Genomic DNA, 25,775 nt, shown 5'->3' with positions numbered 1-25,775 from the left:
AGCAGCCGCCGCGTAAGCCGCGACTGCTCGGGATGACAGGGGCCACAGACTTACAGTTTCCATCCCAAGGAGAACATTTTGCTCGAGGGTACGAGTTTCAATGAGCTGCAGATCCGTCTGGCCACCGCCGACGACATCCGCAGCTGGTCGTTCGGCGAGGTCAAGAAGCCGGAGACCATCAACTACCGCACGCTGAAGCCCGAGAAGGACGGCCTCTTCGGCGAGCAGATCTTCGGTCCCAGCCGCGACTGGGAGTGCGCGTGCGGCAAGTACAAGCGCGTGCGCTACAAGGGCATCGTCTGCGAGCGCTGCGGCGTCGAGGTGACGAAGTCGAGCGTGCGCCGCGAGCGCATGGGCCACATCGAGCTGGCCGCGCCCGTCACGCACATCTGGTACTTCAAGGGCGTCCCGTCGCGCCTGGGCTACCTGCTCGACATGGCGCCGAAGGACCTCGAGAAGGTCATCTACTTCGCCGCGTACATGATCATCGACATCGATGAGGAGGGCCGCCACGAGGATCTCGCCGAGCTCGAGGCCGAGCTGCGTCTCGAGCTGAAGGCGCTCGAGGATCAGCGCGACATCGCGATCGCGCAGCGCCAGCAGCAGGCCGAGTCGGATCTCGCCGCGCTCGAGGCCGAGGGTGCGAAGGCCGATCAGCGCCGCCGCGCCGAGGCCTCGGCCGAGAAGGAGATGTCGGCCATCCGCAAGGGCTTCGACGACGACATCGCTCGGCTGCAGCGCGTGTGGGAGGACTTCCGCAACCTCAAGGTGGGCGACCTGAAGCCCGAGGATGCGGTGTTCGCCGACCTCATGGACCGCTACGGCGACTACTTCGAGGCGTACATGGGCGCCGAGGCGATCAAGAAGCGCCTCGAGGGCTTCGATCTCGAGGCCGAGGCCGAGACGCTGCACCTGCAGATCGCCGAGGGCAAGGGCCAGAAGAAGATCCGCGCCATCAAGCGCCTGAAGGTCGTCAGCGCCTTCCTGCAGACGGGTGCGAGCCCGGCCGCGATGGTGCTCGACGTCGTGCCGGTGATCCCGCCCGAGCTGCGCCCGATGGTGCAGCTCGACGGCGGTCGCTTCGCGACCTCGGACCTCAACGACCTCTACCGTCGTGTGATCAACCGCAACAACCGTCTGCGCCGCCTGCTCGATCTCGGCGCCCCCGAGATCATCGTGAACAACGAGAAGCGCATGCTGCAGGAGGCCGTCGACGCGCTGTTCGACAACGGCCGCCGCGGCCGCCCCGTCACGGGCACCGGCAACCGAGCTCTGAAGTCGCTCAGCGACATGCTCAAGGGCAAGCAGGGCCGCTTCCGTCAGAACCTGCTCGGCAAGCGCGTCGACTACTCGGGCCGTTCGGTCATCGTGGTCGGCCCGCAGCTCAAGCTGCACCAGTGCGGTCTGCCCAAGCAGATGGCGCTCGAGCTGTTCAAGCCGTTCGTGATCAAGCGCCTCATGGATCTGTCGCACGCGCAGAACGTGAAGGCCGCGAAGCGCATGGTCGAGCGCTCCCGCTCCGAGGTGTGGGACGTGCTCGAGGAGATCATCCGCGAGCGCCCCGTGCTGCTCAACCGCGCACCGACCCTGCACCGCCTCGGCATCCAGGCGTTCGAGCCGCAGCTCGTCGAGGGCAAGGCGATCCAGCTGCACCCGCTCGTCTGCGCCGCCTTCAACGCCGACTTCGACGGCGACCAGATGGCCGTGCACCTGCCGCTGTCGGTCGAGGCCCAGGCCGAGGCCCGCGTGCTCATGCTCGCCTCGAACAACATCCTGAAGCCGTCGGACGGCCGCCCGGTGACCCTGCCCTCGCAGGACATGATCATCGGCCTGCACCACCTCACCACGGTCAAGCAGGACGCGGTCGGCACCGGCCGCGCGTTCGGCTCGATCGCCGAGGCGATCCTGGCGATGGACGAGGGCACCCTCGACCTCGGCGCGCAGGTGAAGATCCGTCTCACCGGCTACACCGATGCGAACGGCGTCACCAACGAGAAGCCCGTGCTGGTCGAGACCTCTCTCGGCCGCGCGATCTTCAACGAGGCGCTGCCGTCCGACTACCCCTACTTCGAGCGCGTCGCCGACAAGGGCAGCCTGTCGGGCCTGGTCAACGACCTCGCCGAGCGCTACCCGAAGGTGGAGGTCGCCGCGACCCTCGACCGCGTCAAGGACGCCGGTTTCTACTGGGCCTCGCGCTCGGGCGTGACCGTGTCGCTCTCGGACATCGTGACTCCCGCGAACAAGGGCGAGATCATCGCCGAGCACGAGAAGCGCGCCGCCAAGGTGCAGCGCGACTACGATCGCGGCATGATCAGCGACGGCGATCGTCGCAAGGCGCTGACCGACATCTGGACCGAGGCGACCGACGAGGTCGCGGCCTCGATGCGCGAGTCGTTCCCCGAGGACAACACCATCTTCCGCATGGTGTCGTCTGGCGCCCGCGGTAACTGGCTGCAGATCCGCAACATCGCGGGTATGCGCGGTCTGGTGTCGAACCCGAAGGGCGAGATCATCCCCCGTCCGATCATCAACTCGTACCGCGAGGGCCTGTCGGTGGCGGAGTACTTCATCGCCACCCACGGCGCCCGCAAGGGCCTCGCCGATACCGCTCTGCGCACCGCCGACTCGGGCTACCTGACCCGTCGTCTGGTGGACGTGTCGCAGGACGTGATCATCCGTGAAGAGGACTGCGGCACCCGTCGCGGCCTCGACCTGCCGATCGCCGCGGCCGACGCGAACGGCGTGCTCGTGCGCGACGAGAACGTCGAGAACTCGGTCTACGCGCGTACCCTCGCCACCGACGCCGTTTCGCCCGAGGGCGCCGTCGTCGCGAGCGCGGGCGACGACGTGGGCGATGTGCTCATCGACCAGCTGGTCGCCGCCGGCGTGACCGAGATCAAGGTGCGCTCCGTGCTCACCTGCGCCTCGGCCGTGGGCGTCTGCGCCACCTGCTACGGCCGTTCGCTCGCGACCGGCCAGCGCGTCGACATCGGCGAGGCGGTCGGCATCATCGCCGCCCAGTCGATCGGCGAGCCCGGCACGCAGCTGACGATGCGCACCTTCCACACGGGCGGGTCGGCCTCGGCCGACGACATCACCCAGGGTCTGCCCCGCGTGCAGGAGCTCTTCGAGGCGCGCACCCCCAAGGGCGCCTCGCCGATCGCCGAGGCCGCGGGCCGCATCACGATCGAGGACACCCCGAAGGGCCGCTCGATCCTCCTCACGCCGGACGACGGCACCGAGGAGAAGCAGTACCCGGTGCTGAAGCGCGCCACGCTGCTCGTCGAGGACGGCGACCACGTCGAGCTCGGCCAGCCGTTCCTCGCGGGCACGCTCGACCCGAAGGACATCCTGCAGGTCGGCTCGACCGAGGAGGGCAAGCACATCCCGGGCGAGCGCGCGGTGCAGAAGTACCTCGTCGAGGGCGTGCAGGGCGTCTACCGCTCGCAGGGCGTGCCGATCCACGACAAGCACATCGAGGTGATCGTGCGCCAGATGCTGCGCAAGGTGACCGTGGTGGATCACGGTGAGACCGAGCTGCTGCCCGGTGAGCTCGTGGACCGCTCGCGCTACCAGCGGATCAACCGCGAGGCGCTGCTCGAGGGCAAGCGCGCCGCGACCGCCCGCCCCGAGGTCATGGGCATCACCAAGGCCTCGCTCGCGACCGAGTCGTGGCTGTCGGCGGCCTCCTTCCAGGAGACCACCCGGGTGCTCACGCAGGCGGCGATGGAGGGATCGAAGGATCCGCTGATCGGCCTCAAGGAGAACGTCATCATCGGTAAGCTCATCCCGGCCGGCACCGGCCTGAGCACCTACCGCGACGTCGAGGTCGAGGCCACCGAGGAGGCGAAGGCGGAGCGGTACCCGAACCGCCTGTTCGCCACCGAGGGCACCTTCGATGAGAACGACCTGTCGTTCGTGGACTTCGACAGCTTCACCGCTGACGAGTTCAACCCGGGCAACTACAGCTAGGGCTCGGGCCTCGGATCCCGCGCGATGCGCGGGATCCGAGGGCCTGGCGAAGGGCGCGCGCACTTCGGTGCGGGCGCCCTTTTTCGTGTTTCCTGCGCGCGTGATCCCGGCATTGTCGCCGGCGGCTTGTATTGTGGCGGCCAGAGTATGTGCTCGGCAACGAGCGCCCACGACGAGAGGTGCAGCGATGAGCGACGACCGCGAGACCCCCGCATCGAGAGCAGCAGAGGCTCCCGAGACGTCGGCGAATCCGGGGGCGCCCGTGGAGGAGACCGAGGCGAGCCAGACCGAGGTGCTGGCGGCCGTCGAGCGTTCGAAGGGCGCGACCTCCGACGCCGACGAGGGCGAGGCGAAGCGCGAGCTCGTCGTGGTCGAGGAGACGGTGGTGGCGGATCCCGCAGCGGATGATGCTCTCGCCGACGATGCGACGGCCGCCGAGCAGGCGCGCCGGCAGGAGGCGTCCGAGGTCGACACGCAGCTCGACCTCGACCTGCAGTCCGGTTCGCGGCCCGCGGCCGAGGCCACCGATTTCGCGGTGCTCCCGGCGCTCGACGATCTTCCGTCGGCCGCCGCGGACGCGCAGCTGTCGCCCGAGCGCGACGGCGAGATCCGCATCAGCCCCGACCACCCGATGGCGGCGCTCTACATGCAGACGCCGATGCCCCCCGAGATCCGAGGCAACCGCGGCGCCGGCGTGCTCATCGCGCTGCTCGCGACCGTCGGCTTCGTGTTGCTCTACGCGGGCGTGATCGCCCTCTGGCTCGCGCCGACCCTCGCCCCGTCGCAGTTCGTCGACGGCCTCACCGCCGAGCTCGTCTCGTGGAGCACCGCGGCAGCCGCGGGCGCGTTCTTCGTGGGCCTCGCGGTGCTGGTGCTGATCGTGGGGCGCGCCGGCTGGTGGGCGTACGTACTCGGCAGCTTCCTCGTGGGCCTCGTCGTCTGGATGGCGGCGACCGCGGGCCTGCTCGTCGACGAGGCGGGCTTCCGCGCGCTGCTGAACATCGCCCCGGTCGCCATCGCCGAGCGCTTCGGCCTCACCATCCCCGCCATCGTCGCGGGCCTCGCGGCGCGCGAGGCCGCGATCTGGTTCGGCGCGTGGATCGGCGGTCGCGGCCGCCGCATGAAGCAGCGGAACGCGGTGGCCCTCGCCGAGTACGAGGCGGCCCTCGCCGAGGTGCAGGAGAAGCACTCGAAGCCCGAGCAGCCGATCGCCGTCTCGAAGCCCGAGAAGCCGCGGAAGCGGGCGAAGCAGTCGTGACCGACGGCTCCCGTCGCGGCGTGACGCGCGGCTACGTCGCGGGCCTGGCACTGGCCGCCGTGATCGTCGCGGCAGCGCTGCTCATCGCGATCTGGGGGCTGCTCTCGCTCGCCATGCAGCGGGAGCCCGTGTCGAGCGACGGCGTGCCCCGCTGGGCCTCGCCGCTGCTGCTGTTCCTGGGGCTCGCGTTGCTCGCCGGTGCGCTGTGGCAGCAGGCCCTCGTGCTGCTGCGGGGCCGCCGCGGCCCGGCGTGGGGCGTCATCGTCGCCGTCGCGGGCGGCGTGTACCTGCTGTGGTGCCTCGGGGGTGTGCTCGCGGGGCTCTCGGTCGACGAGACCTGGGTGAGCCCGTTCGCGGCTGCGCTGCCGCTCATCTGGGCCGTGGCGTCACTGCTGTTCTGGGCGGTGCTCGCGCGTCGCGTCTACACGGATCGACCCGTTCCGAAGTGGCCTTGGGAGCGTGCCGGAGAGGACGAGTGATCGTGGCGGGCGCGATCGACGAACGGGTGAACGCGGCGGTCGACGCGTGGCTGCGCTGGGTGCCGAGCTGGTCGCCGGGCACGCATCGGGCTCGGGCGCGGTTGTGCCGCAGGTGCACCGGATCGCCGCTGCTCGCGGCGGCCGGCCTCACGAGCGATGTTCCCCACCAGGTGACCCACGCGCTCGTCTCGCGCATGCAGCGCATCATCGACCGGCGCGTCGACGAGTTCACCGCCGAGCAGCTCCCCGCGCTGCACGGCGAGCTGGCGGGGGAGGAGCTGTGGAGCGCGGGCGGCTACGACCCCACCGAGGGTCTCGCCCCCGAGTACGAGGGGCTGGATCCCGATCCCGATCCCGATGACACCGAGCAGCCGTTCCTCTTCACCCTCGCCGGCCTCGCCGAGGAGAGCCGCCCCGCACCGCCGCTCCCGCGGCCGCCGCTGAGCCAGGAGGAGAAGCAGCGCCTGCGCCGCGAGATCGAACTCGCCGACGCGCAGGCCGAGGCGACGGGGCGCGAGGTCTGCTTCGCGCTCGTGGCGCATCGCACTCGCATCGAGGCCGCGATCCACCGCTTCGTCGAACCGCAGATCCAGGCCATGCTCGACGAGCTCTCCCAGCACCTCGAGCCTCCGCAGTAGCGCCGCGCCCTTGCGCTGCGCGGATGCAGGGCGTACAGTTGCATGTTGGTGCCCTCCACCGGTGGTTTCGTCGTGCACACGGCGCTGCGAGCGGGGGAGTATCACCGAGCAGGGTCCCTCGCTCAACAGAGCTGACACCCCCACGGCATAGCTGCACTCGGTCGTCGAGGCGCGTTCGCGCGTCGCCGACGACAGCAGCTCAGCGGTCGCGCAAGCAGCCGTACATGCTTGACCATAGAAGCATTCCTGTCACCGTGCAGGACGAATGAGGAGAATCAGTGCCTACTATTCAGCAGCTGGTTCGCAAGGGCCGTACGCCGAAGGTCTCCAAGACCAAGGCGCCCGCCCTGAAGGCGAACCCGCAGCAGGCCGGGGTCTGCACCCGTGTCTACACCACCACGCCCAAGAAGCCGAACTCGGCGATGCGCAAGGTCGCTCGTGTGAAGCTCCGCAACGGCACCGAGGTCACCGCCTACATTCCGGGCGAGGGCCACAACCTGCAGGAGCACTCGCTGGTGCTCGTGCGCGGTGGTCGTGTCAAGGACCTCCCCGGTGTCCGTTACAAGATCGTGCGCGGCGCGCTCGACACGCAGGCGGTCAAGGACCGTCAGCAGGCCCGCAGCCGCTACGGTGCGAAGAAGGTGAAGTAATGCCCCGTAAAGGTCCCGCTCCCAAGCGCCCCGTCGTCGCCGATCCCGTCTACGGCTCGCCCGTCGTCAGCCAGCTCGTCAACAAGATCCTGCTGGACGGCAAGAAGGGTCTCGCCGAGCGCATCGTCTACGGTGCTCTCGAGAACGTCGCGGAGAAGTCCGGCCAGGACGCCGTGACCGTGCTCAAGAAGGCGCTCGACAACGTGCGTCCCACGCTCGAGGTCCGCTCGCGCCGCGTCGGCGGCAGCACCTACCAGGTGCCCGTCGAGGTGAAGCCGCACCGCGCGAACACGCTCGCGCTGCGCTGGCTCACCAGCTACGCGAAGGCTCGTCGTGAGAACTCGATGACCGATCGCCTCACCAACGAGATCCTCGACGCGTCCAACGGCCTCGGCGCCGCGGTGAAGCGCCGCGAGGACACTCACAAGATGGCCGAGTCGAACCGCGCGTTCGCTCACTACCGCTGGTAGTCATCCGCGCATCGAGCTTGTCGAGATGGCGGACCCGTCATCTCGACAAGCTCGATGAACGATCGGCACCACCGATCCGCACACATTTTTCACCCCCTATTCGGAGGAGACCCCTGTGGCACAAGACGTGCTCACCGACCTGAGCAAGGTCCGCAACATCGGCATCATGGCCCACATCGATGCCGGCAAGACCACTACGACCGAGCGCATCCTGTTCTACACGGGTGTCAACCACAAGCTGGGCGAGACCCACGACGGCGGCGCGACGACCGACTGGATGGAGCAGGAGAAGGAGCGCGGCATCACCATCACCAGTGCCGCGGTGACCTGCTTCTGGAACAAGAACCAGATCAACATCATCGACACCCCGGGCCACGTCGACTTCACCGTCGAGGTGGAGCGCTCGCTCCGCGTGCTCGACGGCGCCGTCGCGGTGTTCGACGGCAAGGAGGGCGTCGAGCCCCAGTCCGAGACCGTGTGGCGCCAGGCCGACAAGTACGGCGTGCCCCGCATCTGCTTCGTCAACAAGATGGACAAGATGGGCGCCGACTTCTACTTCACGGTCGACACCATCGTCAGCCGCCTCGGCGCCAAGCCGCTCGTGATGCAGCTGCCCATCGGTTCCGAGTCGGACTTCACCGGCGTCGTCGACCTGCTCTCGATGCAGGCGTTCGTGTGGGAGGGCGACGCCAAGGGCGACGTCACCATGGGAGCGAACTACGAGACCCGCGAGATCCCCGCCGACCTCCAGGCCAAGGCCGAGGAGTACCGCGCGCAGCTCGTCGAGACCGTCGCCGAGACCGATGACGCGCTGCTCGAGAAGTTCTTCGGCGGCGAGGAGCTCACCATCGACGAGCTCAAGGCCGGCATCCGCAAGCTCGTCGTGAACAACGAGATCTACCCCGTCTACTGCGGCTCGGCGTTCAAGAACCGCGGCATCCAGCCGATGCTCGACGCGGTCGTCGACTTCCTGCCGAACCCGCTCGACGTCGGCGCCATCGAGGCGCACGACCCCCGCGACGAGTCGGTCGTCATCGAGCGCAAGCCGTCGGCCGACCAGCCGTTCTCGGCGCTCGCGTTCAAGATCGCCGTGCACCCGTTCTTCGGTCGCCTCACCTACGTGCGCGTGTACTCGGGCAAGGCCGAGTCGGGCGCCCAGGTCGTCAACTCGACCAAGGGCAAGAAGGAGCGCATCGGCAAGATCTTCCAGATGCACGCCAACAAGGAGAACCCGGTCGACGAGCTGACTGCGGGCAACATCTACGCCGTGATCGGCCTCAAGGACACCACCACCGGTGACACCCTGAGCGACCCGAACAACCAGGTCGTGCTCGAGTCGATGACCTTCCCCGAGCCCGTGATCGAGGTGGCCATCGAGCCGAAGACGAAGGGCGACCAGGAGAAGCTCGGCGTCGCGATCCAGAAGCTCGCCGAAGAGGATCCCACGTTCCGCGTGAGCCTCAACGCCGAGACCGGTCAGACCGTCATCGCCGGCATGGGCGAGCTGCACCTCGACATCCTCGTCGATCGCATGAAGCGCGAGTTCAAGGTCGAGGCCAACGTGGGCAAGCCCCAGGTCGCCTACCGCGAGACGATCCGCCGCGCGGTCGACAAGTACGACTACACCCACAAGAAGCAGACCGGTGGTTCCGGTCAGTTCGCGAAGGTGCAGATCGCGCTCGCGCCGCTCGAGGTCGAAGAGGGCAGCGAGAAGACCTACGAGTTCGAGGACAAGGTGACCGGCGGTCGCGTTCCCCGCGAGTACATCCCGTCGGTGGACGCCGGTATCCAGGACGCCATGCAGTACGGCATCCTCGCCGGCTTCCCCGTCGTCAACGTCAAGGCGACCCTGCTCGACGGCCAGTACCACGACGTCGACTCCTCGGAGATGGCGTTCAAGATCGCCGGCTCGATGGCCTTCAAGGAGGCCGCGCGTCTCGCTCAGCCCGTCATCCTCGAGCCGCTCATGGCGGTCGAGGTGCGCACTCCCGAGGAGTACATGGGCGACGTGATCGGCGACCTGAACTCCCGTCGTGGACAGATCCAGTCCATGGAGGACGCGAGCGGCGTCAAGGTCGTGCGCGCCCTCGTCCCGCTCTCCGAGATGTTCGGGTACATCGGCGACCTGCGGTCGAAGACCAGCGGTCGCGCGGTGTTCTCGATGACCTTCGACTCCTACGCTGAGGTGCCGAAGGCCGTGGCCGATGAGATCGTTCAGAAGGCTAAGGGCGAGTAACTGCTCCGCTGATCGGGCGGTTCCCGGTCGGCGTCGGAGACGGGGCTTCTCCCGCTCCGGCTCCGGCCGGGAACCCGCCTACGGGGCAGTAGCCCAAATCACTGCTCAGGTCGCGATCGCAGGCCAGAGCTTGTAACATAGGTACACACACCCCGCGCCCGCGCGCCCTCGAAACCGTCGGGGGGAAGCGGGTGCAACGATGTCCTGAGGAGGACCATAGTGGCGAAGGCCAAGTTCGAGCGGACCAAGCCGCACGTAAACATCGGAACGATCGGTCACGTCGACCACGGTAAGACCACCCTTACCGCGGCGATCTCGAAGACCCTCGCTGACAAGTTCCCGTCTGACGTCAACGTGCAGCGCGACTTCGACACGATCGACTCGGCTCCCGAGGAGCGCCAGCGCGGTATCACCATCAACATCTCGCACGTCGAGTACGAGACCGAGAAGCGCCACTACGCTCACGTTGATGCCCCGGGTCACGCCGACTACATCAAGAACATGATCACCGGCGCCGCTCAGATGGACGGCGCGATCCTCGTGGTCGCGGCGACCGACGGCCTGATGGCTCAGTCGAAGGAGCACATCCTTCTCGCCAAGCAGGTCGGCGTCCCCTACCTGCTCGTCGCCCTCAACAAGTGCGACCAGGTCGACGACGAGGAGATCCTCGAGCTCGTCGAGATGGAGGTCCGCGAGGAGCTCACCAAGAACGGCTTCGACGGCGACAACGCTCCCGTCGTGCGCGTCTCGGGCTACCAGGCGCTCCAGGGCGAGGAGAAGTGGGTCAACTCGATCCTCGAGCTCATGGAGGCCGTCGACAGCAGCATCCCCGATCCGGTGCGTGACAAGGACAAGCCGTTCCTCATGCCCGTCGAGGACGTCTTCACCATCACCGGCCGCGGCACCGTCGTCACCGGCCGCGCCGAGCGCGGTACGCTGAAGATCAACTCCGAGGTCGAGATCGTGGGTCTGCGCCCGACGCAGAAGACCACCGTCACCGGCATCGAGATGTTCCACAAGCAGCTCGACGAGGCGTGGGCCGGCGAGAACTGTGGCCTCCTCCTCCGCGGCACCAAGCGCGAGGACGTGGAGCGCGGCCAGGTCGTGGTCGCACCCGGTTCGATCACCCCGCACACCAAGTTCGAGGGCACCGCCTACATCCTCAAGAAGGAAGAGGGCGGCCGCCACAACCCGTTCGAGACGAACTACCGTCCGCAGTTCTACTTCCGTACGACTGACGTGACCGGCGTCATCACCCTGCCCGAGGACAAGCCGATGGTCATGCCCGGCGACACCACCGACATGTCGGTCGAGCTGATCCAGCCGATCGCCATGGAGGAGGGCCTCGGCTTCGCGATCCGTGAGGGTGGCCGCACCGTCGGCGCCGGCACGGTGACCAAGGTCGTCGAGTAAGTCTCGCCAGCGAGCTGACGAAGAACCCCCGGGAGAGATCCCGGGGGTTCTTCTCGTTTTCGAAGGCGTTTTCCACCTTCTGCANACGCCGACGCCGCCGACGGTGGAGCCGAAGCCCGCAGTGAAGCTCGTGAGGGCCTGCAGCGACTCCATGCCGGCTGCGATGCCCACGCCAAAAGCGCTTCGAAAAGGCCTCGGATGCCCCCGTTGCGGTTGCCCCGGCAGCACACGATCCCGGCCGAGTCGCAGCGCGGTAGGCATTTCCGCCTACTCCGTTTCTCCTCTTCCGCGGTGTTCCATATTGTCGAGTGGACGAAGCCTGCGCTCGCGGGGCCCGGAAAAGGGGAAGCAGATGGGGATGCGAGGACGATTGCGCCTTGGGGCGATAGGAAGCCTGCTCGTGGCGTTGCTGCTCGGCAGCGGTGCTGCGGCGCACGCCGCCGAGCCGGAGGGGCTCGGCCAGTTCACGCTGCCCGCCGGCACGGCGCGGGTCTGGGTCGAACTGGAGCAGAGCGGTCTGGCGGCGAACGCGGTGTCCGTGCGCGCCCAGATCGGCGGATCGACGCTCGACGTGCCGATGACGGCGACCACATTCGGCCTGCACGGCGAGTTCGCCGCGACTCAGGGCCAGGTGACGCTGACCATCCTTCCCGGGGTCGGGGCGCCGGCGGCCAGGCCCGACCTGGCGCTCACCGTGCTCGACCCGAACGGGCTCGTGCTGCAGGGCGTGAACATGCGCATCGCGATCCCGAAGGGGCCCGAGAGCGACGGCGAACAGCCGCAGCCCGCCGGGCCCGATGCCGAAGATCCCGACGGCGATCAGAACCGCGGAGCGAAGAAGAACATGGCGCGCACGGGCGGTGACGAGCCGACGTGGCTCATCGTCGCGGGCGCGCTGCTCGTGATCGCCGGCGGCACCGTCTACGTGCTTCGCCGCACCCGCGCCTCGCGAGAGGAGGCGGCACGATGAGGAATATGATGCGTCTCGCGATCGCCTCGGCGACCGCGTTCCTGCTGGTGCTCGGGTCGGCGACGGCGGCGAACGCCGAACCGATCGCGCCCGAGGACTTCGATCCGACACCGGTCTCCGGCGAGATCGGGTACCGGGTGAACGACCGTGATCGTCTGCCCGAAGTCGACTCCGAGGTCGGGATCGGTGCGGTGCTCGGCACCGAGCCGGGGTCTCTCGTCGCGCTCGGCGAGTCGGCGCTGGGCTACGGTTCGGCGCTGCTGCGGGTCTCGGTGTTCTCTCCCGCGCAGGACACGGTCGTGTTCCAGGCGGGCGGTGTCGCATCGCTGCGCACGCCGGCCGGCGTGTCGGCGTCGACCACCGTGCTCGTGCCGATCGACGCCGAGGGCCGCGCCCAGCTCTGGGCGAACGCGCCGGTGCAGGTGCGCGTCGAGGCGCTCGCGGCGTTCAACGGTTCGCAGGCGCAGCCGGGATCGACGATCGCCCTCCCCGAGCCGGTGCTCCGCGCCGACACCCGCAGCGGCCTCGCCGGAACGGGAATCGGATCGGAGCCGATCCACGTCGGCCTGACCGGCCAGGGAGGCGTGCCGACTGAGCGCGTGCGCGGCGCCTACGTCACGATCACCGCGGAGCTCGACGGGGCGGGAACGCTCGACATCGGCACCCAGCGTGTGCCGCTGCCCGCCGGCGTCAGCACCTTCACCACCGTGCTCTCGCCGGACGCCGACGGGGGAGTGCCCGCGAGCCTCGCTGGGGCGACCGGGCACCTCAGCCTGCACGTGATCGGTTGGATGGCCGACGCACCCGACCAGGGCACCCAGCTGAGCCTGCCGGGCAGCTTCGTGCCCACCTCGAGCCTCGACGAGACCTTCACCGACAAGGTCACCGAACGGCGCGACGACTTCGCGACCCTCACCCGCAACTCCGACGCGGCCTACTCGATCGGTCTGGTGACCCTCGCGCCCACGACATCCACGGAGCGCAGCTTCTTCGAGTTCGGGCCCGCCTACAGCGGCCGGGCGCGCGGCGCCGTGGTCGACCCCGCGCGCGGCGCCGCGCCGCAGCTCGTGATCGTGCCGGCCTCGACCGGCAGCGACGACGACGGCGACGGCTACACGCTGCGGCGAGGCGAGGCGCAGCTGTCGTGGCTGCCGGTCGGCGACATTCTCGGCGAGGAGCAGCGACAGGCCACGAAGAACTTCGAGATCTCGATCGACACGCATCAGCAGGGTGAGGGCGTCGATCTCTCCGAGGACGGCTACTTCACCCTCGGCGGCACGATCACGAGCGAGGGCGTCGCCCCGAGCCTCGACCGCGTGGAGATCTCCGTCGACGCCGTCGACGGGATCCTCGGCTACGCCGACGTGTGGGAGGAAGCGGGCGTGCTGCGCTGGGAGGCCGACCTCTCGGCGCCGCAGAGCGGCACCTTCGCCTACTCGGTCGAGGCCTTCGACCGCGGCGACAACTCGAAGCGCGCCGACGTCAGCCTGGATGTGCACCGCTTCACCGAGGACGACACGGTCATCGACCCCGAGATCCACGTGCTGAACGAGACTCCGGGCGTCTTCGACGGCCGCGTCGTCGCAGAGGAGCCCGACACGGTCTACGTCTCGGCGAGCCGCACCGTCAAGCCGGGAGACACGCTGATCTCCGGAGCCACCGAGGCCACGCCGAGCGGCCTCTTCGCAGAGGTCGAGTCGTTCGACCGCGTCGGCGACGAGTGGCGCGTGCGCACCGTCATGGCGAAGATCGAAGACGTTTTCCTGCAGGTCGACATCGACGAGGACGAAGACTACGACAACCTCGGCGAGAGCGAACTCGACGAGTCCAACTTCCAGGCGAGTCTCGAAGAGAACGGAGCCCCCGTCGAGGTCGAAGCGGAGCGGCTGCCGGGTGATGTCGGCTACGAGACCGCCGAGATCGTGACCGGCGACGACGTCGACCTCGATCCCTTCCCCGACGAGTGCGACCCGACCGGCACCGACACCTCGGCGATCCCGTGCCCCCCGACGCCGATCGAGACGGTCGGCGCGACCGCGGGCCGGCCCGACATCAGGTCGGCCGTGCTGAAGAACGGCGCGCCCGGCGGCATTCGACCGGCGGTCAGCGCAGAGCTCTCGACCGCGTTCGGCATCAAGGTCAACACCAAGCTGGTGAAGAGGGACAAGAGCTGGGGCATCACCGATGTCGGTGCGTCCTCGGCCGACCCCGAGGCCGAGGTGGCGAACGAGGTGAAGCAATGGGCGAAGGAGGGCAGCGTCAAGGGCGGTGTCGGCATCTCGCTCGCCGCGCAGGCTCTGCCGTCGCTCAAATTCACCCTCGAGACCGAGATCACCTGGAAGTGGCGGGTGATCCCCACCGGCATCACCGTCACCAAGTTCGCCATCGAGGTGTCGAACACGCTCAAGGCGCAGGCCGCGATATCGCTCTTCATCAAATTCGAGGGAGCGCTGACGCTGTCGCAGCGAGTGATGTCGATCAACCTGCCGATCACCACGATCATGGCGGGTCCCGTGCCGATCGTGCTGCAGAACACGATCGAGCTCGTCATGAAGGCCACCCTCGAGCTGAAGGCGACCGCCACCGCGAAGATCGGATTCTCCCGCACCGACACGGTCGGAACGCAGTACACACCCGAGAAGGGGTGGGAATCGCTCAACAAGCCGACCAAGTCGTCGAGCCTGCCGCTCGGGTTCAGCCCGATCGCCGACATCAACGCGGAGTTCGAGGGCGAGCTGGCCGTCGGCCCGGTGTTCGCCCCCAACACCGCGCTCTACGGTGTGGCCGGCCCCCAGCTCGACATCTCGATACGCGCCGGCATAGCCGGAGAGATCAAATACAGCGTGGCGAAGAACAAGTGGGTGCTCTCGGCCGAGGTGTTCGCCGAACTCGGCTACGCGGTGAAGGTCAAGCTCAAACTCTTCACCAAGGAGTGGGACCACACCATCAACGAGAAGAAGTTCAAGTTCGTCTTCTGGTCGGACGAGTGGGAGTACGGCGGTGACGCGAGCGGCGTCGCGTCGCTCGGGCCGCCGGGCGGCAGGAGCTTCGCGGCCCCGCCGCCGATCCCGGTCTGACCGGACCCAGGCCCGGGGCTAGTCTTCACCCCCTGCAGCCCCGGCTCGGGTGCTGAGACCCCACCGCCTCCCGGCACCCGAGCAGAGCCCGCGCCTCGCACCGCACCGAAATGGAGCGGTGCGAGGCGCGGGCTCTCGTGCGTCGGGGCCGCGCAGGATCCGCGGCGCACCCGGCCGGGTCGGCTGGGGAGCGCGCGGCGCGCGGTATCCTCGAAGGTGTTCCTGAGGTTCTTTCTCGGGTCGTTTCAGCAGAGCGAATGGAGTACGAGTGCCGCAGACCCTCGGTGAGCGCGTCGCCCACTTCACCAGGCAGTACGGGCTCCTGTTCCTGCTCGACGCCGCCTCCTGGGCGGTGGGCATTCTCGCGGCGCTCGTGCTGCGCTTCGACTTCAACCTGAACCGCATTCACTGGGGCTGGACGCTCGCGGTGATCGGCGTCACCGTGCTGTTGCAGCTATTGGGCGGCTGGGCGTTCTGGCTGTACCGCAGCCGCTACGAGGTCGGCAGCTTCGACGAGGTTCGGGCGATCGTGCTCGACGTGATCGCCGTCATGGTCGTGGCCTGGGTCTTCGCGTTCCTCGTCGGCTACGGCAACGGCATCCCGCGCAGCACCATGATCATCGCCGCCCCCATCACGTTCAGCCTCATGGGCGTCGCCAGATACGTGCTGCGGCTCTACAACGAGCGGCAGTTGAAGCCCGGCGCCGAGGCCGAGCGGACCCTGCTCTACGGCGCGGGGTACCTGGGCGTGCAGACCGCCAAGCGTCTGCTCACCGACGCCAAGGGTGCGGTGCTGCCGGTCGGGTTCATCGACGACGACCCCGCCAAGCGGCACCAGGAGGTGCGCGGCGTGCGCGTGCTCGGCGGTTTCAGCGACCTCGCCGACATCGTGCGCCAGACCCGCGCCGCCCGACTCATCGTCTGCATCGGCGACGCCGATGCGACGATGATGCGGCGCGTCGATCAGGCGGCCGACCGCGCCGGCGTCACCGCCATGGTGCTGCCCCCGCTCGAGCAGATCCTGCAGAACGCCTCGGCGATCTCGGATGTGCGCGAACTCTCGATCGAGGACCTCATCGGGCGCCACCCCGTGAGGCTCGAGACCGAGTCGATCGCCGAGTACCTGCAGGACCGGCGCGTGCTCGTGACGGGCGCGGGCGGATCCATCGGCTCCGAGCTCTGCCGCCAGCTCGCGAGATTCGCGCCGAGCGAGCTCATCATGCTCGACCGCGACGAGACCGCCCTGCAGGAGACGCAGCTCTCGATCAGCGGGCACGGGCTGCTCGACACCAACGACGTGGTGCTCGCCGACATCCGCGACGAGGCCACGCTGCAGCGCATCTTCTCGGAGCGGCGCCCCGAGGTCGTGTTCCACGCGGCGGCGCTCAAGCACCTGCCGATGCTCGAGCAGTACCCCGATGAGGCCTGGAAGACCAACGTGATCGGCACGCTCAACGTGCTGCGCGCCGCCCGCAGCGCCGGCGTCGGCACGTTCGTCAACATCTCCACCGACAAGGCCGCGAACCCCACGAGCGTGCTCGGCCACTCGAAGCGGGTCGCCGAGAAGCTGACCGCCTGGATGGCCGAGCAGACGGGGCAGCGCTACCTCTCCGTGCGCTTCGGCAACGTGATCGGCAGCCGCGGGTCCATGCTGCCCACCTTCCGCAAGCTCATCGAGGCCGGAGGCCCGCTCACCGTCACTCACCCCGACGTCACCCGCTTCTTCATGACGATCCCCGAGGCCTGCCAGCTCGTCGTGCAGGCCGGCGGCATCGGGCGACCCGGCGAGGTGCTGATCCTCGACATGGGTGACCCCGTGCGCATCGTCGACGTCGCACGTCGCATGATCGCGCAGTCCGGCAAAGACATCGAGATCGTCTACACCGGTCTGCGCCACGGCGAGAAGCTGCACGAAGAGCTCGTGGGCCGCGGCGAGGGCGACGAGCGCCCGTTCCACCCCAAGATCTCCCACGCCCACGTCGACACGATCTCGCCCGACGTGCTCGATCACGAAGGCTGGATCGCCCGCCTCGACCTCACCGAAGCCGCTGAGGAGCGGGTGCAGTGACGGGCCTCGGCACGGTGCTCGGGATCGGGGCGCTGACGCTCGCGCTCAGCCTGCTGCTGCCGTTCGCGGTAAAGCCGCTGCTCATGAAGCTCGGCATCATGGACGTGCCCAACGAGCGATCCTCGCACGAGCGCCCCGTGCTGCGCGGGCTCGGGCTCGCCGTGCTCATCGCGATGGCGGCCGGCGGGATCCTCGCGGCGCTCGTCTACCCGCTGCTCGGTTACCCGTACGTCTCGACCAACACGATCACCGTGGTCGCCGGCTCGATCGCGGCCGGTCTGCTCGGCCTGGCCGAGGACCTGCGCGGATTGAGCGTCAGGGTGCGCAGCCTCTGCCTGCTGCTCATCGCTTCGGGCGTGGCCGCATCGCTGCTCTGGCAGCCCCAGCTCTTCGGCGGCTCGTCGGGGCTCGTGAGCCCCGTCTTCCTGCAGTGGGTGAGCGGATGGCTGGAGACCGACCTGCCGCTGTGGGGGCTGCTGCTGCTCGCCGTCTACGCGGTGCTGTTCATCTCGAGCTACATCAACGTCGCGAACTTCATGGACGGGCTCAACGGCATCAGCGGCTTCCACGGGGTCATCGCGGGTCTCACGTTCGCGGTTGTCGGATACCTCACCGGTCACGGGTGGCTGCTGGTCGTCGGTCTCGTGCTCGCAGCGGGTTTCGGCGGGTTCCTGCCCTGGAACCTCACGAAGCCGGGCGCCTTCCTGGGCGACGTCGGCAGTTACCTGCTCGGCGGTTCGGTCGCGGTGACGAGCTTCGCCGCCCTCGTCGCAGGGATACCGTTCCTGGCCACCATCGGGCCGATGGTGATCTACTTCGGTGACGTCGGCGCGACGCTGGTGAAGCGGGTGCGCGCCGGCAAGCGGTGGGACGAACCCCACAAGGAGCACGTCTACCAGCGCATCCAGCAGCTCGGCTACACGCACGTGCAGGCCTCGGCGATCACCGCCGGGTGCACGGCGGTCGCCTCGCTGCTCGGCATCGGTTCGCTCTTCACCGGGCTCTGGGGCACGCTCGCGCTGCTCGTCGCGGGGCTCGCCGTGGTGGTCTGCTACTCGCTGCTGCCGCGAGTGCTGCCCGCGCGCACACAGCCGTAGCCGCGGTCCATCGGCCTCTCCCTGAAGGGCGGTGAGGAGACTGGAGTTCTGCGCGTATCGGGGAGCCGTTCTCAGGCGGTGAGGGATCGCGGAGAGCGAGCGCATCGGGGTTGGCGCGGCTGAGCGAAGCGAGGACGCGCCGGGGGTCCCCGCCTAGCGAGCGCGCGATCCCGAACCGCGACACGCCCGGGTTGCATCAACCAACTTTCCCGTGCGAGAATAGACAGGTTCAGTACTCCGCGCCTCGGTGCGGATCACTGCCAGGCAGTGCATAACCGCCGCTTCGGCACTCCGACATGATCGGGGAGCGAGACGGTTCGGGTTAGGCCGCGGGTAGCGAACACCACCCGTGCATCGAAGCGGCTCGGCGAAAGCCCGGTCGCTTCATGTGTGCGGGGCCGTCCCTGCGCACGTCGCAGGCGCGGTTCTTGACAGGTGAACAGAGACCCAGCACGGCGCGCTCATCGGAGTGCGTGTGCCAGGGCGCTGGTACGCAAGACGTCCAATGCCGCCGGCCCTTCGACACGCTCAGGGGCATGCGGTACGACGCAAGTAGAAAGTAGAGAGTCACATGGCGGGACAGAAGATCCGCATTCGACTGAAGTCGTATGACCACGAGGTCATCGACAGCTCCGCACGTAAGATCGTCGACACGGTGACCCGCGCGGGTGCGACCGTGATCGGCCCCGTGCCGCTCCCCACGGAGAAGAACGTGATCGCCGTGATCCGTTCGCCTCACAAGTACAAGGACAGCCGCGAGCACTTCGAGAAGCGCACGCACAAGCGCCTGATCGACATCGTCGATCCCACCCCGAAGGCCGTCGATTCGCTCATGCGTCTCGATCTGCCTGCCGACGTCAACATCGAGATCAAGCTCTAAGGGGGGATCCGAACATGTCAGTAGCACGCAACGTGAAGGGTCTTCTGGGCACCAAGCTCGGTATGACGCAGGTCTGGGATGAGAACGGCAACGTCGTTCCCGTGACCGTCATCGAGGTGGCCCCCAACGTGGTCACCCAGATCCGCACCCCCGAGGTCGACGGCTACAGCGCCGTGCAGATCGCCGCGGGTCAGATCGATCCCCGCAAGGTGAACAAGCCTTCGGCCGGTCACTTCGAGAAGGCGGGCGTCACGCCCCGCCGTCACCTCACCGAGGTGCGCACGGCCGACGCGGCCGAGTACGCCCTCGGCCAGGAGCTCACCGTCGACGCCACCTTCGAGGCCGGTCAGCAGATCGACGTCGTGGGCACCTCGAAGGGCAAGGGCTTCGCCGGCACCATGAAGCGCCACAACTTCAAGGGCGTCTCGGCTTCGCACGGTGCTCACCGCAACCACCGCAAGCCCGGCTCCATCGGCGGCGCCGCGACCCCCGGTCGCGTCTTCAAGGGCCAGCGCATGGCCGGTCGCATGGGTGGCGAGCGCGTCACCGTGCAGAACCTCACCGTGCAGGCGATCGACGCCGAGAAGGGTCTCATCCTGGTCAAGGGTGCGGTTCCCGGCGCTCGCGGTCGTCTCGTTTTCGTTCGCAACGCAGTGAAGGGGGCGTAGTTCATGGCTACCGCTACCAAGCTCGAGGTGCTCGACGCCAAGGGTAAGAAGGCCGGCTCGGTCGACCTTCCCGAGGCCATCTTCGGCGCCGAGACCAACGTCCCGCTGATCCACCAGGTGGTCACCGCTCAGCTCGCAGCTGCGCGTCAGGGTACGCACAAGACCAAGAACCGCGGCGAGCGCTCCGGTTCGGGTGTCAAGCCGTTCAAGCAGAAGGGCACCGGCCGCGCCCGCCAGGGTTCGGTCCGCATGCCGCAGCACCGCGGCGGCGGCATCGTGCACGGCCCCGTGCCGCGCGACTACTCGCAGCGCACCCCCAAGAAGATGATCGCTGCCGCGCTCACCGGTCTGCTCTCGGATCGCGCCCGCGCGAGCCGTCTGCACATCGTCGAGTCGTTCGGCATCGGCGACAAGCCCAGCACCAAGTCGGCTCGCGAGTTCCTCGCGTCGGTCGCGCCGGGCAAGCGCGTGCTCGTGGTCGTCGTCCGCGAGGACGAGAACACCGTGCTCAGCGTTCGCAACCTGCAGCACGTCCACGTGCTGTACCAGGATCAGCTCAACGCCTACGACGTGGTCGTCAGCGACGATCTCGTCTTCACCAAGGCTGCCTTCGACGCGTTCGTCGCCGGCCGAGCCGCCAAGGAGGACACGAAGTGAGCCTGAACAAGTCCGCACACGACGTCATCATCCGCCCGATCGTCTCGGAGAAGAGCTACAACCTCATCGACGCGAACGGCCAGTACACCTTCGAGGTGCAGCCGACCGCGAACAAGACTGAGATCAAGCTCGCCATCGAGCAGGTCTTCGGCGTGAAGGTCGAGAAGATCCGCACCCTCAACCGCAAGGGCAAGACCCGCCGCACGAAGTTTGGCATGGGCAAGCGCAAGGACACCAAGCGCGCCATCGTCACGCTGAAGTCGGGCTCCATCGACATCTTCACGGCTGCGCTGTAGAAGGGGCGAAGAGGAACACAACATGGCTATTCGCAAGTACAAGCCGACGACCCCGGGTCGTCGTGGCTCGAGCGTCGCTGATTTCGCCGAGATCACGCGCTCGACCCCTGAGAAGTCGCTGCTCCGCCCGCTCCCCAAGACGGGCGGCCGCAACAACCAGGGCCGCATCACCACCCGCCACATCGGCGGTGGCCACAAGCGCCAGTACCGCGTCATCGACTTCCGTCGCAATGACAAGGACGGCGTGAACGCCAAGGTCGCGCACATCGAGTACGACCCGAACCGCACGGCGCGCATCGCGCTGCTGCACTTCGAGGACGGCACGAAGCGTTACATCATCGCCCCGAACAAGCTGAAGCAGGGCGACATCATCGAGTCGGGCGCCGGTGCCGATATCAAGCCCGGCAACAACCTGCCGCTGAAGAACATCCCCACCGGTACGGTCATCCACGCGATCGAGCTGAAGCCGGGCGGGGGAGCGAAGCTCGCTCGTTCCGCCGGCGCGTCGGTTCGCCTCGTCGCCAAGGACGGCCCCTACGCCCAGCTGCGTCTGCCCTCGGGCGAGATCCGCAACGTCGACGTGCGCTGCCGCGCAACCGTCGGCGAGGTGGGCAACGCCGAGCAGTCGAACATCAACTGGGGCAAGGCCGGCCGCATGCGCTGGAAGGGCGTCCGCCCGACCGTGCGCGGTGTCGTCATGAACCCGGTGGATCACCCGCACGGTGGTGGCGAAGGCCGCACCTCGGGCGGTCGCCACCCGGTCAGCCCCTGGGGTCAGAAGGAAGGCCGCACGCGCCACCCGAACAAGGAAAGCGACAAGCTCATCGTGCGTCGCCGTCCGACCGGCAAGAAGCGCTAAACGGCAGGTAGGAGAGAGTAGAAGATGCCTCGTAGTCTCAAGAAGGGCCCCTTCGTCGACAACCACCTGCTGCACAAGGTGGTTGCCCAGAACGAAGCCGGCACCAAGAACGTGATCAAGACCTGGTCGCGCCGCTCGATGATCATCCCGGCCATGCTCGGCCACACGATCGCGGTGCACGACGGTCGCAAGCACATCCCGGTGTTCGTCACCGAAACCATGGTGGGTCACAAGCTGGGCGAGTTCGCGCCCACCCGCACCTTCCGTGGTCACGTGAAGGACGACAAGAAGGGCCGTCGCCGCTAAGCGGTGACGTGAAGGAGGAAGAGAAATGGTGGAGTCGATCGCACGCGTGCGTCATATCCGCATCACCCCCCAGAAGGCCCGTCGCGTTGTTGACCTGATCCGCGGTAAGAACGCCCAGGAGGCCCTGGCCATCCTGAAGTTCGCCCCGCAGGCCGCCGCAGAGCCCGTGTTCAAGCTCGTCGCCTCGGCGATCGCGAACGCGCGCGTCAAGGCCGATAACGAGAACCTGCGTTTCAACGAGGACGAGCTCGTCGTGGCTCGCGCCTTCGTCGACGAGGGCGCGACGCTCAAGCGCTTCCGCCCCCGCGCACAGGGTCGCGCATTCCGCATCAACAAGCGCACGAGCCACATCACGGTCATTCTGCAGACCGCCGACGAGCTCGCGGCCGCGAAGAAGGGAGCCTAACGGTATGGGCCAGAAGATTCATCCCTACGGCTTCCGCCTCGGGGTCACCACCGACCACGTGTCGCGCTGGTTCTCGGACTCGACCAAGAAGGGTCAGCGCTACGCCGACTACCTGGCCGAGGACATCAAGATCCGCCAGCACCTGACGAAGCAGCTCGATCGCGCCGGCGTCTCGCGCGTCGAGATCGAGCGCACCCGCGACCGCGTCCGCGTGGACATCCACTCGGCGCGTCCCGGCATCGTCATCGGCCGCCGCGGCGCCGAGGCCGAGCGCATCCGCGCCGACCTCGAGAAGCTCACCGGCAAGCAGATCCAGCTCAACATCCTCGAGGTCAAGAACCCCGAGGCCGACGCCCAGCTCGTCGCGCAGGGCATCGCCGAGCAGCTCGCCGCACGCGTGGCCTTCCGCCGCGCGATGCGCAAGGGCCTGCAGGGCGCTCAGCGCGCGGGCGCCAAGGGCATCCGCATCCAGGTCTCCGGCCGCCTCGGCGGCGCCGAGATGAGCCGTTCGGAGTTCTACCGCGAGGGTCGTGTGCCGCTGCACACGCTGCGCGCGAACATCGACTACGGCTTCTACGAGGCGAAGACCACCTTCGGCCGCATCGGCGTGAAGGTCTGGATCTACAAGGGCGATCTCACCAACAAGGAACTCGCTCGCGAGCAGGCGGCCCAGAAGCCGTCGCGCGACCGCGGCGATCGTCGCCGTGCGCCCCGTGGCGCTCAGGCCGAGGCTGCACCCGCTGCAGCAGGAGCGGAGAAGTAAGCATGCTGATTCCCCGTCGAGTCAAGTACCGCAAGCAGCACCACCCCAGCCGCAGCGGTCAGTCGAAGGGCGGCAACACGGTCGCCTTCGGCGAGTTCGGTATCCAGGCCCTCACCCCCGCGTACGTGACCAACCGTCAGATCGAGTCCGCTCGTATCGCGATGACCCGTCACATCAAGCGCGGCGGCAAGGTGTGGATCAACATCTACCCCGACCGTCCCCTCACCAAGAAGCCCGCGGAAACCCGCATGGGCTCCGGTAAGGGCTCGCCGGAGTGGTGGGTGGCCAACGTCAAGCCGGGCCGCGTGCTCTTCGAGGTCGCCGGCGTCGACGAGCAGCTCGCTCGTGAGGCGCTGACCCGCGCGATCCACAAGCTGCCGCTCAAGGCCCGTATTATCAAGCGCGAGGAGGGCGACGCGTAATGGCGATCGGTACCAAAGAACTGGCCATCACCGAACTCGATAGCTTCGAGGACGAGCGTCTGGCCGAGGAGCTCAAGAAGGCCAAGGCCGAGCTCTTCAACCTTCGTTTCCAGTCGGCCACCGGCCAGCTGGAGAGCCACGGCCGCGTACGCCAGGTGAAGCGCGACATCGCTCGCATCTACACCGTGCTGCGCGAGCGCGAGCTCGGCCTCCGGGTCACCCCGGCGGCCGCCCCTGCTCCCGCGAAGGCGAAGAAGAGCAGCAAGAAGACCGAGCAGGCGGACGCCGCCGCTGAGACGAAGGAGGCCTAAGAATGGCTGAGGTCGAGAAGGAACAGCGCGGCTACCGTAAGGCTCGCCGCGGCTACGTCGTCAGCGACAAGATGGACAAGACCATCGTCGTCGAGGTCGAGGACCGCGTGAAGCACCCGCTGTACGGCAAGGTCATGCGCCGTTCGTCGAAGGTCAAGGCCCACGACGAGCAGAACACCGCCGGCATCGGCGATCTCGTGCTCATCCACGAGACCCGTCCGCTGAGCGCCACCAAGCGCTGGCGTCTGGTCGAGATCCTCGAGAAGGCGAAGTAAGCCTCGCGCTTACTGACTGAAGGAGTAACAAGTGATTCAGCAGGAATCCCGACTCAAGGTCGCCGATAACACCGGCGCCAAGGAGTTGCTCACCATCCGTGTGCTCGGGGGCTCGAAGCGTCGTTACGCCGGTCTCGGCGACACGATCGTCGCGACCGTCAAGGACGCGATCCCCGGCGGCAACGTGAAGAAGGGCGACGTGGTCAAGGCCGTCGTCGTCCGCGCTCGCAAGTCGACCCGTCGTGCCGATGGCTCGTACATCAGCTTCGACGAGAACGCAGCCGTCATCCTCAAGGCCGACGGGGAGCCCCGCGGCACCCGTATCTTCGGGCCGGTCGGCCGTGAGCTGCGCGACAAGCGGTTCATGAAGATCGTCTCGCTCGCACCGGAGGTGATCTAGTCCTATGGGCGCAAAGATCAAGAAGGGTGACCTCGTCGAGGTCATCTCGGGCCCGTCGCAGGATCGCGGCGGCTACAAGGGCAAGCAGGGGCGCGTCATCGAGGTGCTCGCCGAAAGCGACCGCGTGGTCGTCGAGGGCGTGAACTACGTCACGAAGCACGTGCGCGTCGGCCAGTCGGATCGAGGCACCCGCGAGGGCGGCATCGAGACCGTCGAGGCCCCGATCCACGTCTCCAACGTCGCCATCGTCGATCCCGAGACGAAGAAGCCGACTCGCGTCGGGTTCCGCGTCGAGGAGGTCGAGAAGGACGGCAAGAAGAAGACCGTTCGCGTGCGCTACGCCAAGCAGTCTGGGAAGGACCTCTAAATGACTGAGACCAAGGTTCAGCCCCGTCTCAAGCAGAAGTACCGGAGCGACATCGTTCCGCAGCTGCGCGAGGAGTTCGACTACGCCAACATCATGCAGGTTCCGGGCATCGTCAAGGTGGTCGTGAACACCGGTGTCGGCGACGCGGCTCGCGACAGCAAGGTGATCGAGGGCGCCATCGCCGACCTCACCAAGATCACCGGCCAGAAGCCCATGGTGACCAAGGCCCGCAAGTCGATCGCGCAGTTCAAGCTGCGCGAGGGCCAGGCCATCGGCGCGCACGTCACCCTCCGCGGTGATCGCGCGTGGGAGTTCCTCGATCGCCTGATCAGCCTCGCACTGCCGCGAATCCGCGATTTCCGCGGCCTTTCGCCCAAGCAGTTCGACGGAAACGGCAACTACACCTTCGGATTGACCGAGCAGAGTGTGTTCCACGAGATCGATCAGGATAAGANCGCAAGTCGATCGCGCAGTTCAAGCTGCGCGAGGGCCAGGCCATCGGCGCGCACGTCACCCTCCGCGGTGATCGCGCGTGGGAGTTCCTCGATCGCCTGATCAGCCTCGCACTGCCGCGAATCCGCGATTTCCGCGGCCTTTCGCCCAAGCAGTTCGACGGAAACGGCAACTACACCTTCGGATTGACCGAGCAGAGTGTGTTCCACGAGATCGATCAGGATAAGATTGATCGGGTGCGTGGTTTCGACATCACCGTCGTCACCACCGCGAAGTCCGACGACGAGGGTCGCGCGCTGCTCAAGGCGCTCGGCTTCCCCTTCAAGTCGGAATAACTGAATAGTCCAAGCGGAGAGGGTGTCCGGGAGTTTCCCGGGCACCCGA

26 protein-coding genes and 1 pseudogene are annotated in these 25,775 nt (G+C 67.7%); all 27 read left to right on the top strand.

What is annotated here, in order from left to right:
• Positions 1–78 precede the first annotated feature (78 nt).
• Entirely contained in the window at positions 79–3,972 is a 3,894-nt protein-coding gene (locus H490_RS30550) for a DNA-directed RNA polymerase subunit beta' (protein WP_017885339.1), read from the top strand.
• A gap of 187 nt (positions 3,973–4,159) precedes the next feature.
• Positions 4,160–5,230 carry a hypothetical protein gene (locus H490_RS30545; protein WP_017885338.1) on the top strand — a complete coding sequence of 357 codons (1,071 nt, stop codon included), beginning with the start codon at positions 4,160–4,162 and terminating at the stop codon, positions 5,228–5,230.
• Positions 5,227–5,709 (top strand): hypothetical protein, encoded by a 483-nt coding sequence (locus tag H490_RS30540; RefSeq protein ID WP_017885337.1) that lies wholly within the window; start codon positions 5,227–5,229, stop codon positions 5,707–5,709. Before H490_RS30545 ends, H490_RS30540 begins: the two co-directional genes overlap by 4 nt.
• A 2-nt stretch (positions 5,710–5,711) precedes the next feature.
• On the top strand, positions 5,712–6,347 hold the full coding sequence (locus H490_RS30535) for a spermidine/putrescine ABC transporter substrate-binding protein (RefSeq protein ID WP_128386434.1): 636 nt from the start codon (positions 5,712–5,714) through the stop codon (positions 6,345–6,347).
• 278 nt (positions 6,348–6,625) lie between these two features.
• Positions 6,626–6,997 (top strand): 30S ribosomal protein S12, encoded by a 372-nt coding sequence (gene rpsL, locus H490_RS30530; RefSeq protein WP_017885335.1) that lies wholly within the window; start codon positions 6,626–6,628, stop codon positions 6,995–6,997.
• Positions 6,997–7,467, top strand: coding sequence for a 30S ribosomal protein S7 (rpsG, locus tag H490_RS30525; RefSeq protein ID WP_017885334.1), 471 nt, complete (start codon positions 6,997–6,999; stop codon positions 7,465–7,467). The genes rpsL and rpsG overlap by 1 nt, the downstream gene beginning before the upstream one ends.
• Before the next feature lie 115 nt (positions 7,468–7,582).
• Positions 7,583–9,703: an elongation factor G gene (gene fusA / locus H490_RS30520; protein WP_017885333.1), complete on the top strand. Its 2,121-nt coding sequence runs from the start codon at positions 7,583–7,585 to the stop codon at positions 9,701–9,703.
• A gap of 219 nt (positions 9,704–9,922) precedes the next feature.
• Entirely contained in the window at positions 9,923–11,116 is a 1,194-nt protein-coding gene (tuf, locus tag H490_RS30515; RefSeq protein WP_017885332.1) for an elongation factor Tu, read from the top strand.
• 400 nt (positions 11,117–11,516) lie between these two features.
• Entirely contained in the window at positions 11,517–12,086 is a 570-nt protein-coding gene (locus H490_RS30510; protein WP_017885331.1) for an LPXTG cell wall anchor domain-containing protein, read from the top strand.
• Positions 12,083–15,163, top strand: coding sequence for a hypothetical protein (locus H490_RS30505; RefSeq protein WP_152424350.1), 3,081 nt, complete (start codon positions 12,083–12,085; stop codon positions 15,161–15,163). Before H490_RS30510 ends, H490_RS30505 begins: the two co-directional genes overlap by 4 nt.
• A 268-nt stretch (positions 15,164–15,431) precedes the next feature.
• Complete coding sequence (locus H490_RS30500; RefSeq protein ID WP_017885329.1) at positions 15,432–17,231, top strand: polysaccharide biosynthesis protein; 1,800 nt, start codon at positions 15,432–15,434, stop codon at positions 17,229–17,231.
• Positions 17,228–18,328 carry a hypothetical protein gene (locus tag H490_RS30495; protein WP_017885328.1) on the top strand — a complete coding sequence of 367 codons (1,101 nt, stop codon included), beginning with the start codon at positions 17,228–17,230 and terminating at the stop codon, positions 18,326–18,328. The genes H490_RS30500 and H490_RS30495 overlap by 4 nt, the downstream gene beginning before the upstream one ends.
• Positions 18,329–18,899: 571 nt before the next feature.
• Positions 18,900–19,208: a 30S ribosomal protein S10 gene (gene rpsJ / locus H490_RS30490; RefSeq protein WP_010156393.1), complete on the top strand. Its 309-nt coding sequence runs from the start codon at positions 18,900–18,902 to the stop codon at positions 19,206–19,208.
• A 14-nt stretch (positions 19,209–19,222) separates the two neighbouring features.
• Positions 19,223–19,876, top strand: coding sequence for a 50S ribosomal protein L3 (gene rplC, locus H490_RS30485; RefSeq protein WP_017885327.1), 654 nt, complete (start codon positions 19,223–19,225; stop codon positions 19,874–19,876).
• Positions 19,877–19,879: 3 nt separating this feature from the next.
• Positions 19,880–20,533 (top strand): 50S ribosomal protein L4, encoded by a 654-nt coding sequence (gene rplD / locus H490_RS30480; RefSeq protein WP_017885326.1) that lies wholly within the window; start codon positions 19,880–19,882, stop codon positions 20,531–20,533.
• Positions 20,530–20,829 (top strand): 50S ribosomal protein L23, encoded by a 300-nt coding sequence (gene rplW, locus H490_RS30475; protein ID WP_017885325.1) that lies wholly within the window; start codon positions 20,530–20,532, stop codon positions 20,827–20,829. Before rplD ends, rplW begins: the two co-directional genes overlap by 4 nt.
• Before the next feature lie 22 nt (positions 20,830–20,851).
• Positions 20,852–21,688, top strand: coding sequence for a 50S ribosomal protein L2 (rplB, locus tag H490_RS30470; RefSeq protein WP_017885324.1), 837 nt, complete (start codon positions 20,852–20,854; stop codon positions 21,686–21,688).
• Positions 21,689–21,712: 24 nt separating this feature from the next.
• Positions 21,713–21,994, top strand: a complete 282-nt coding sequence (gene rpsS / locus H490_RS30465; protein WP_017885323.1) for a 30S ribosomal protein S19 — start codon at positions 21,713–21,715, stop codon at positions 21,992–21,994.
• Between the two features lie 25 nt (positions 21,995–22,019).
• Positions 22,020–22,400 carry a 50S ribosomal protein L22 gene (gene rplV, locus H490_RS30460; protein WP_017885322.1) on the top strand — a complete coding sequence of 127 codons (381 nt, stop codon included), beginning with the start codon at positions 22,020–22,022 and terminating at the stop codon, positions 22,398–22,400.
• Between the two features lie 4 nt (positions 22,401–22,404).
• On the top strand, positions 22,405–23,163 hold the full coding sequence (gene rpsC / locus H490_RS30455; protein ID WP_017885321.1) for a 30S ribosomal protein S3: 759 nt from the start codon (positions 22,405–22,407) through the stop codon (positions 23,161–23,163).
• 2 nt (positions 23,164–23,165) lie between these two features.
• Positions 23,166–23,585, top strand: a complete 420-nt coding sequence (gene rplP, locus H490_RS30450; RefSeq protein ID WP_017885320.1) for a 50S ribosomal protein L16 — start codon at positions 23,166–23,168, stop codon at positions 23,583–23,585.
• The gene (gene rpmC, locus H490_RS30445) at positions 23,585–23,896 is read left to right on the top strand and encodes a 50S ribosomal protein L29 (RefSeq protein ID WP_017885319.1); all 312 of its coding nucleotides are present in this window, start codon (positions 23,585–23,587) and stop codon (positions 23,894–23,896) included. The genes rplP and rpmC overlap by 1 nt, the downstream gene beginning before the upstream one ends.
• A 2-nt stretch (positions 23,897–23,898) precedes the next feature.
• Entirely contained in the window at positions 23,899–24,171 is a 273-nt protein-coding gene (rpsQ, locus tag H490_RS30440) for a 30S ribosomal protein S17 (protein WP_017885318.1), read from the top strand.
• Between the two features lie 31 nt (positions 24,172–24,202).
• Entirely contained in the window at positions 24,203–24,571 is a 369-nt protein-coding gene (gene rplN, locus H490_RS30435) for a 50S ribosomal protein L14 (protein ID WP_017885317.1), read from the top strand.
• A 4-nt stretch (positions 24,572–24,575) separates the two neighbouring features.
• Positions 24,576–24,938, top strand: a complete 363-nt coding sequence (rplX, locus tag H490_RS30430; protein WP_017885316.1) for a 50S ribosomal protein L24 — start codon at positions 24,576–24,578, stop codon at positions 24,936–24,938.
• Positions 24,939–25,493 (top strand): 50S ribosomal protein L5, encoded by a 555-nt coding sequence (gene rplE, locus H490_RS0116460; RefSeq protein ID WP_017885315.1) that lies wholly within the window; start codon positions 24,939–24,941, stop codon positions 25,491–25,493. It abuts the gene before it with no gap.
• Positions 25,394–25,726: pseudogene (rplE, locus tag H490_RS31405) on the top strand (50S ribosomal protein L5); the annotation flags it as partial. The gene rplE (H490_RS0116460) and the pseudogene rplE (H490_RS31405), both read left to right, overlap by 100 nt.
• Positions 25,727–25,775: the final 49 nt, after the last annotated feature.

It is taken from the genome of Leucobacter sp. UCD-THU (genome assembly GCF_000349545.1).
Classification (GTDB): domain Bacteria; phylum Actinomycetota; class Actinomycetes; order Actinomycetales; family Microbacteriaceae; genus Leucobacter; species Leucobacter muris.
The sequence above is the reverse complement of the archived record's forward strand: the minus strand, read 5'-3'. Positions and strand labels throughout refer to the sequence as shown.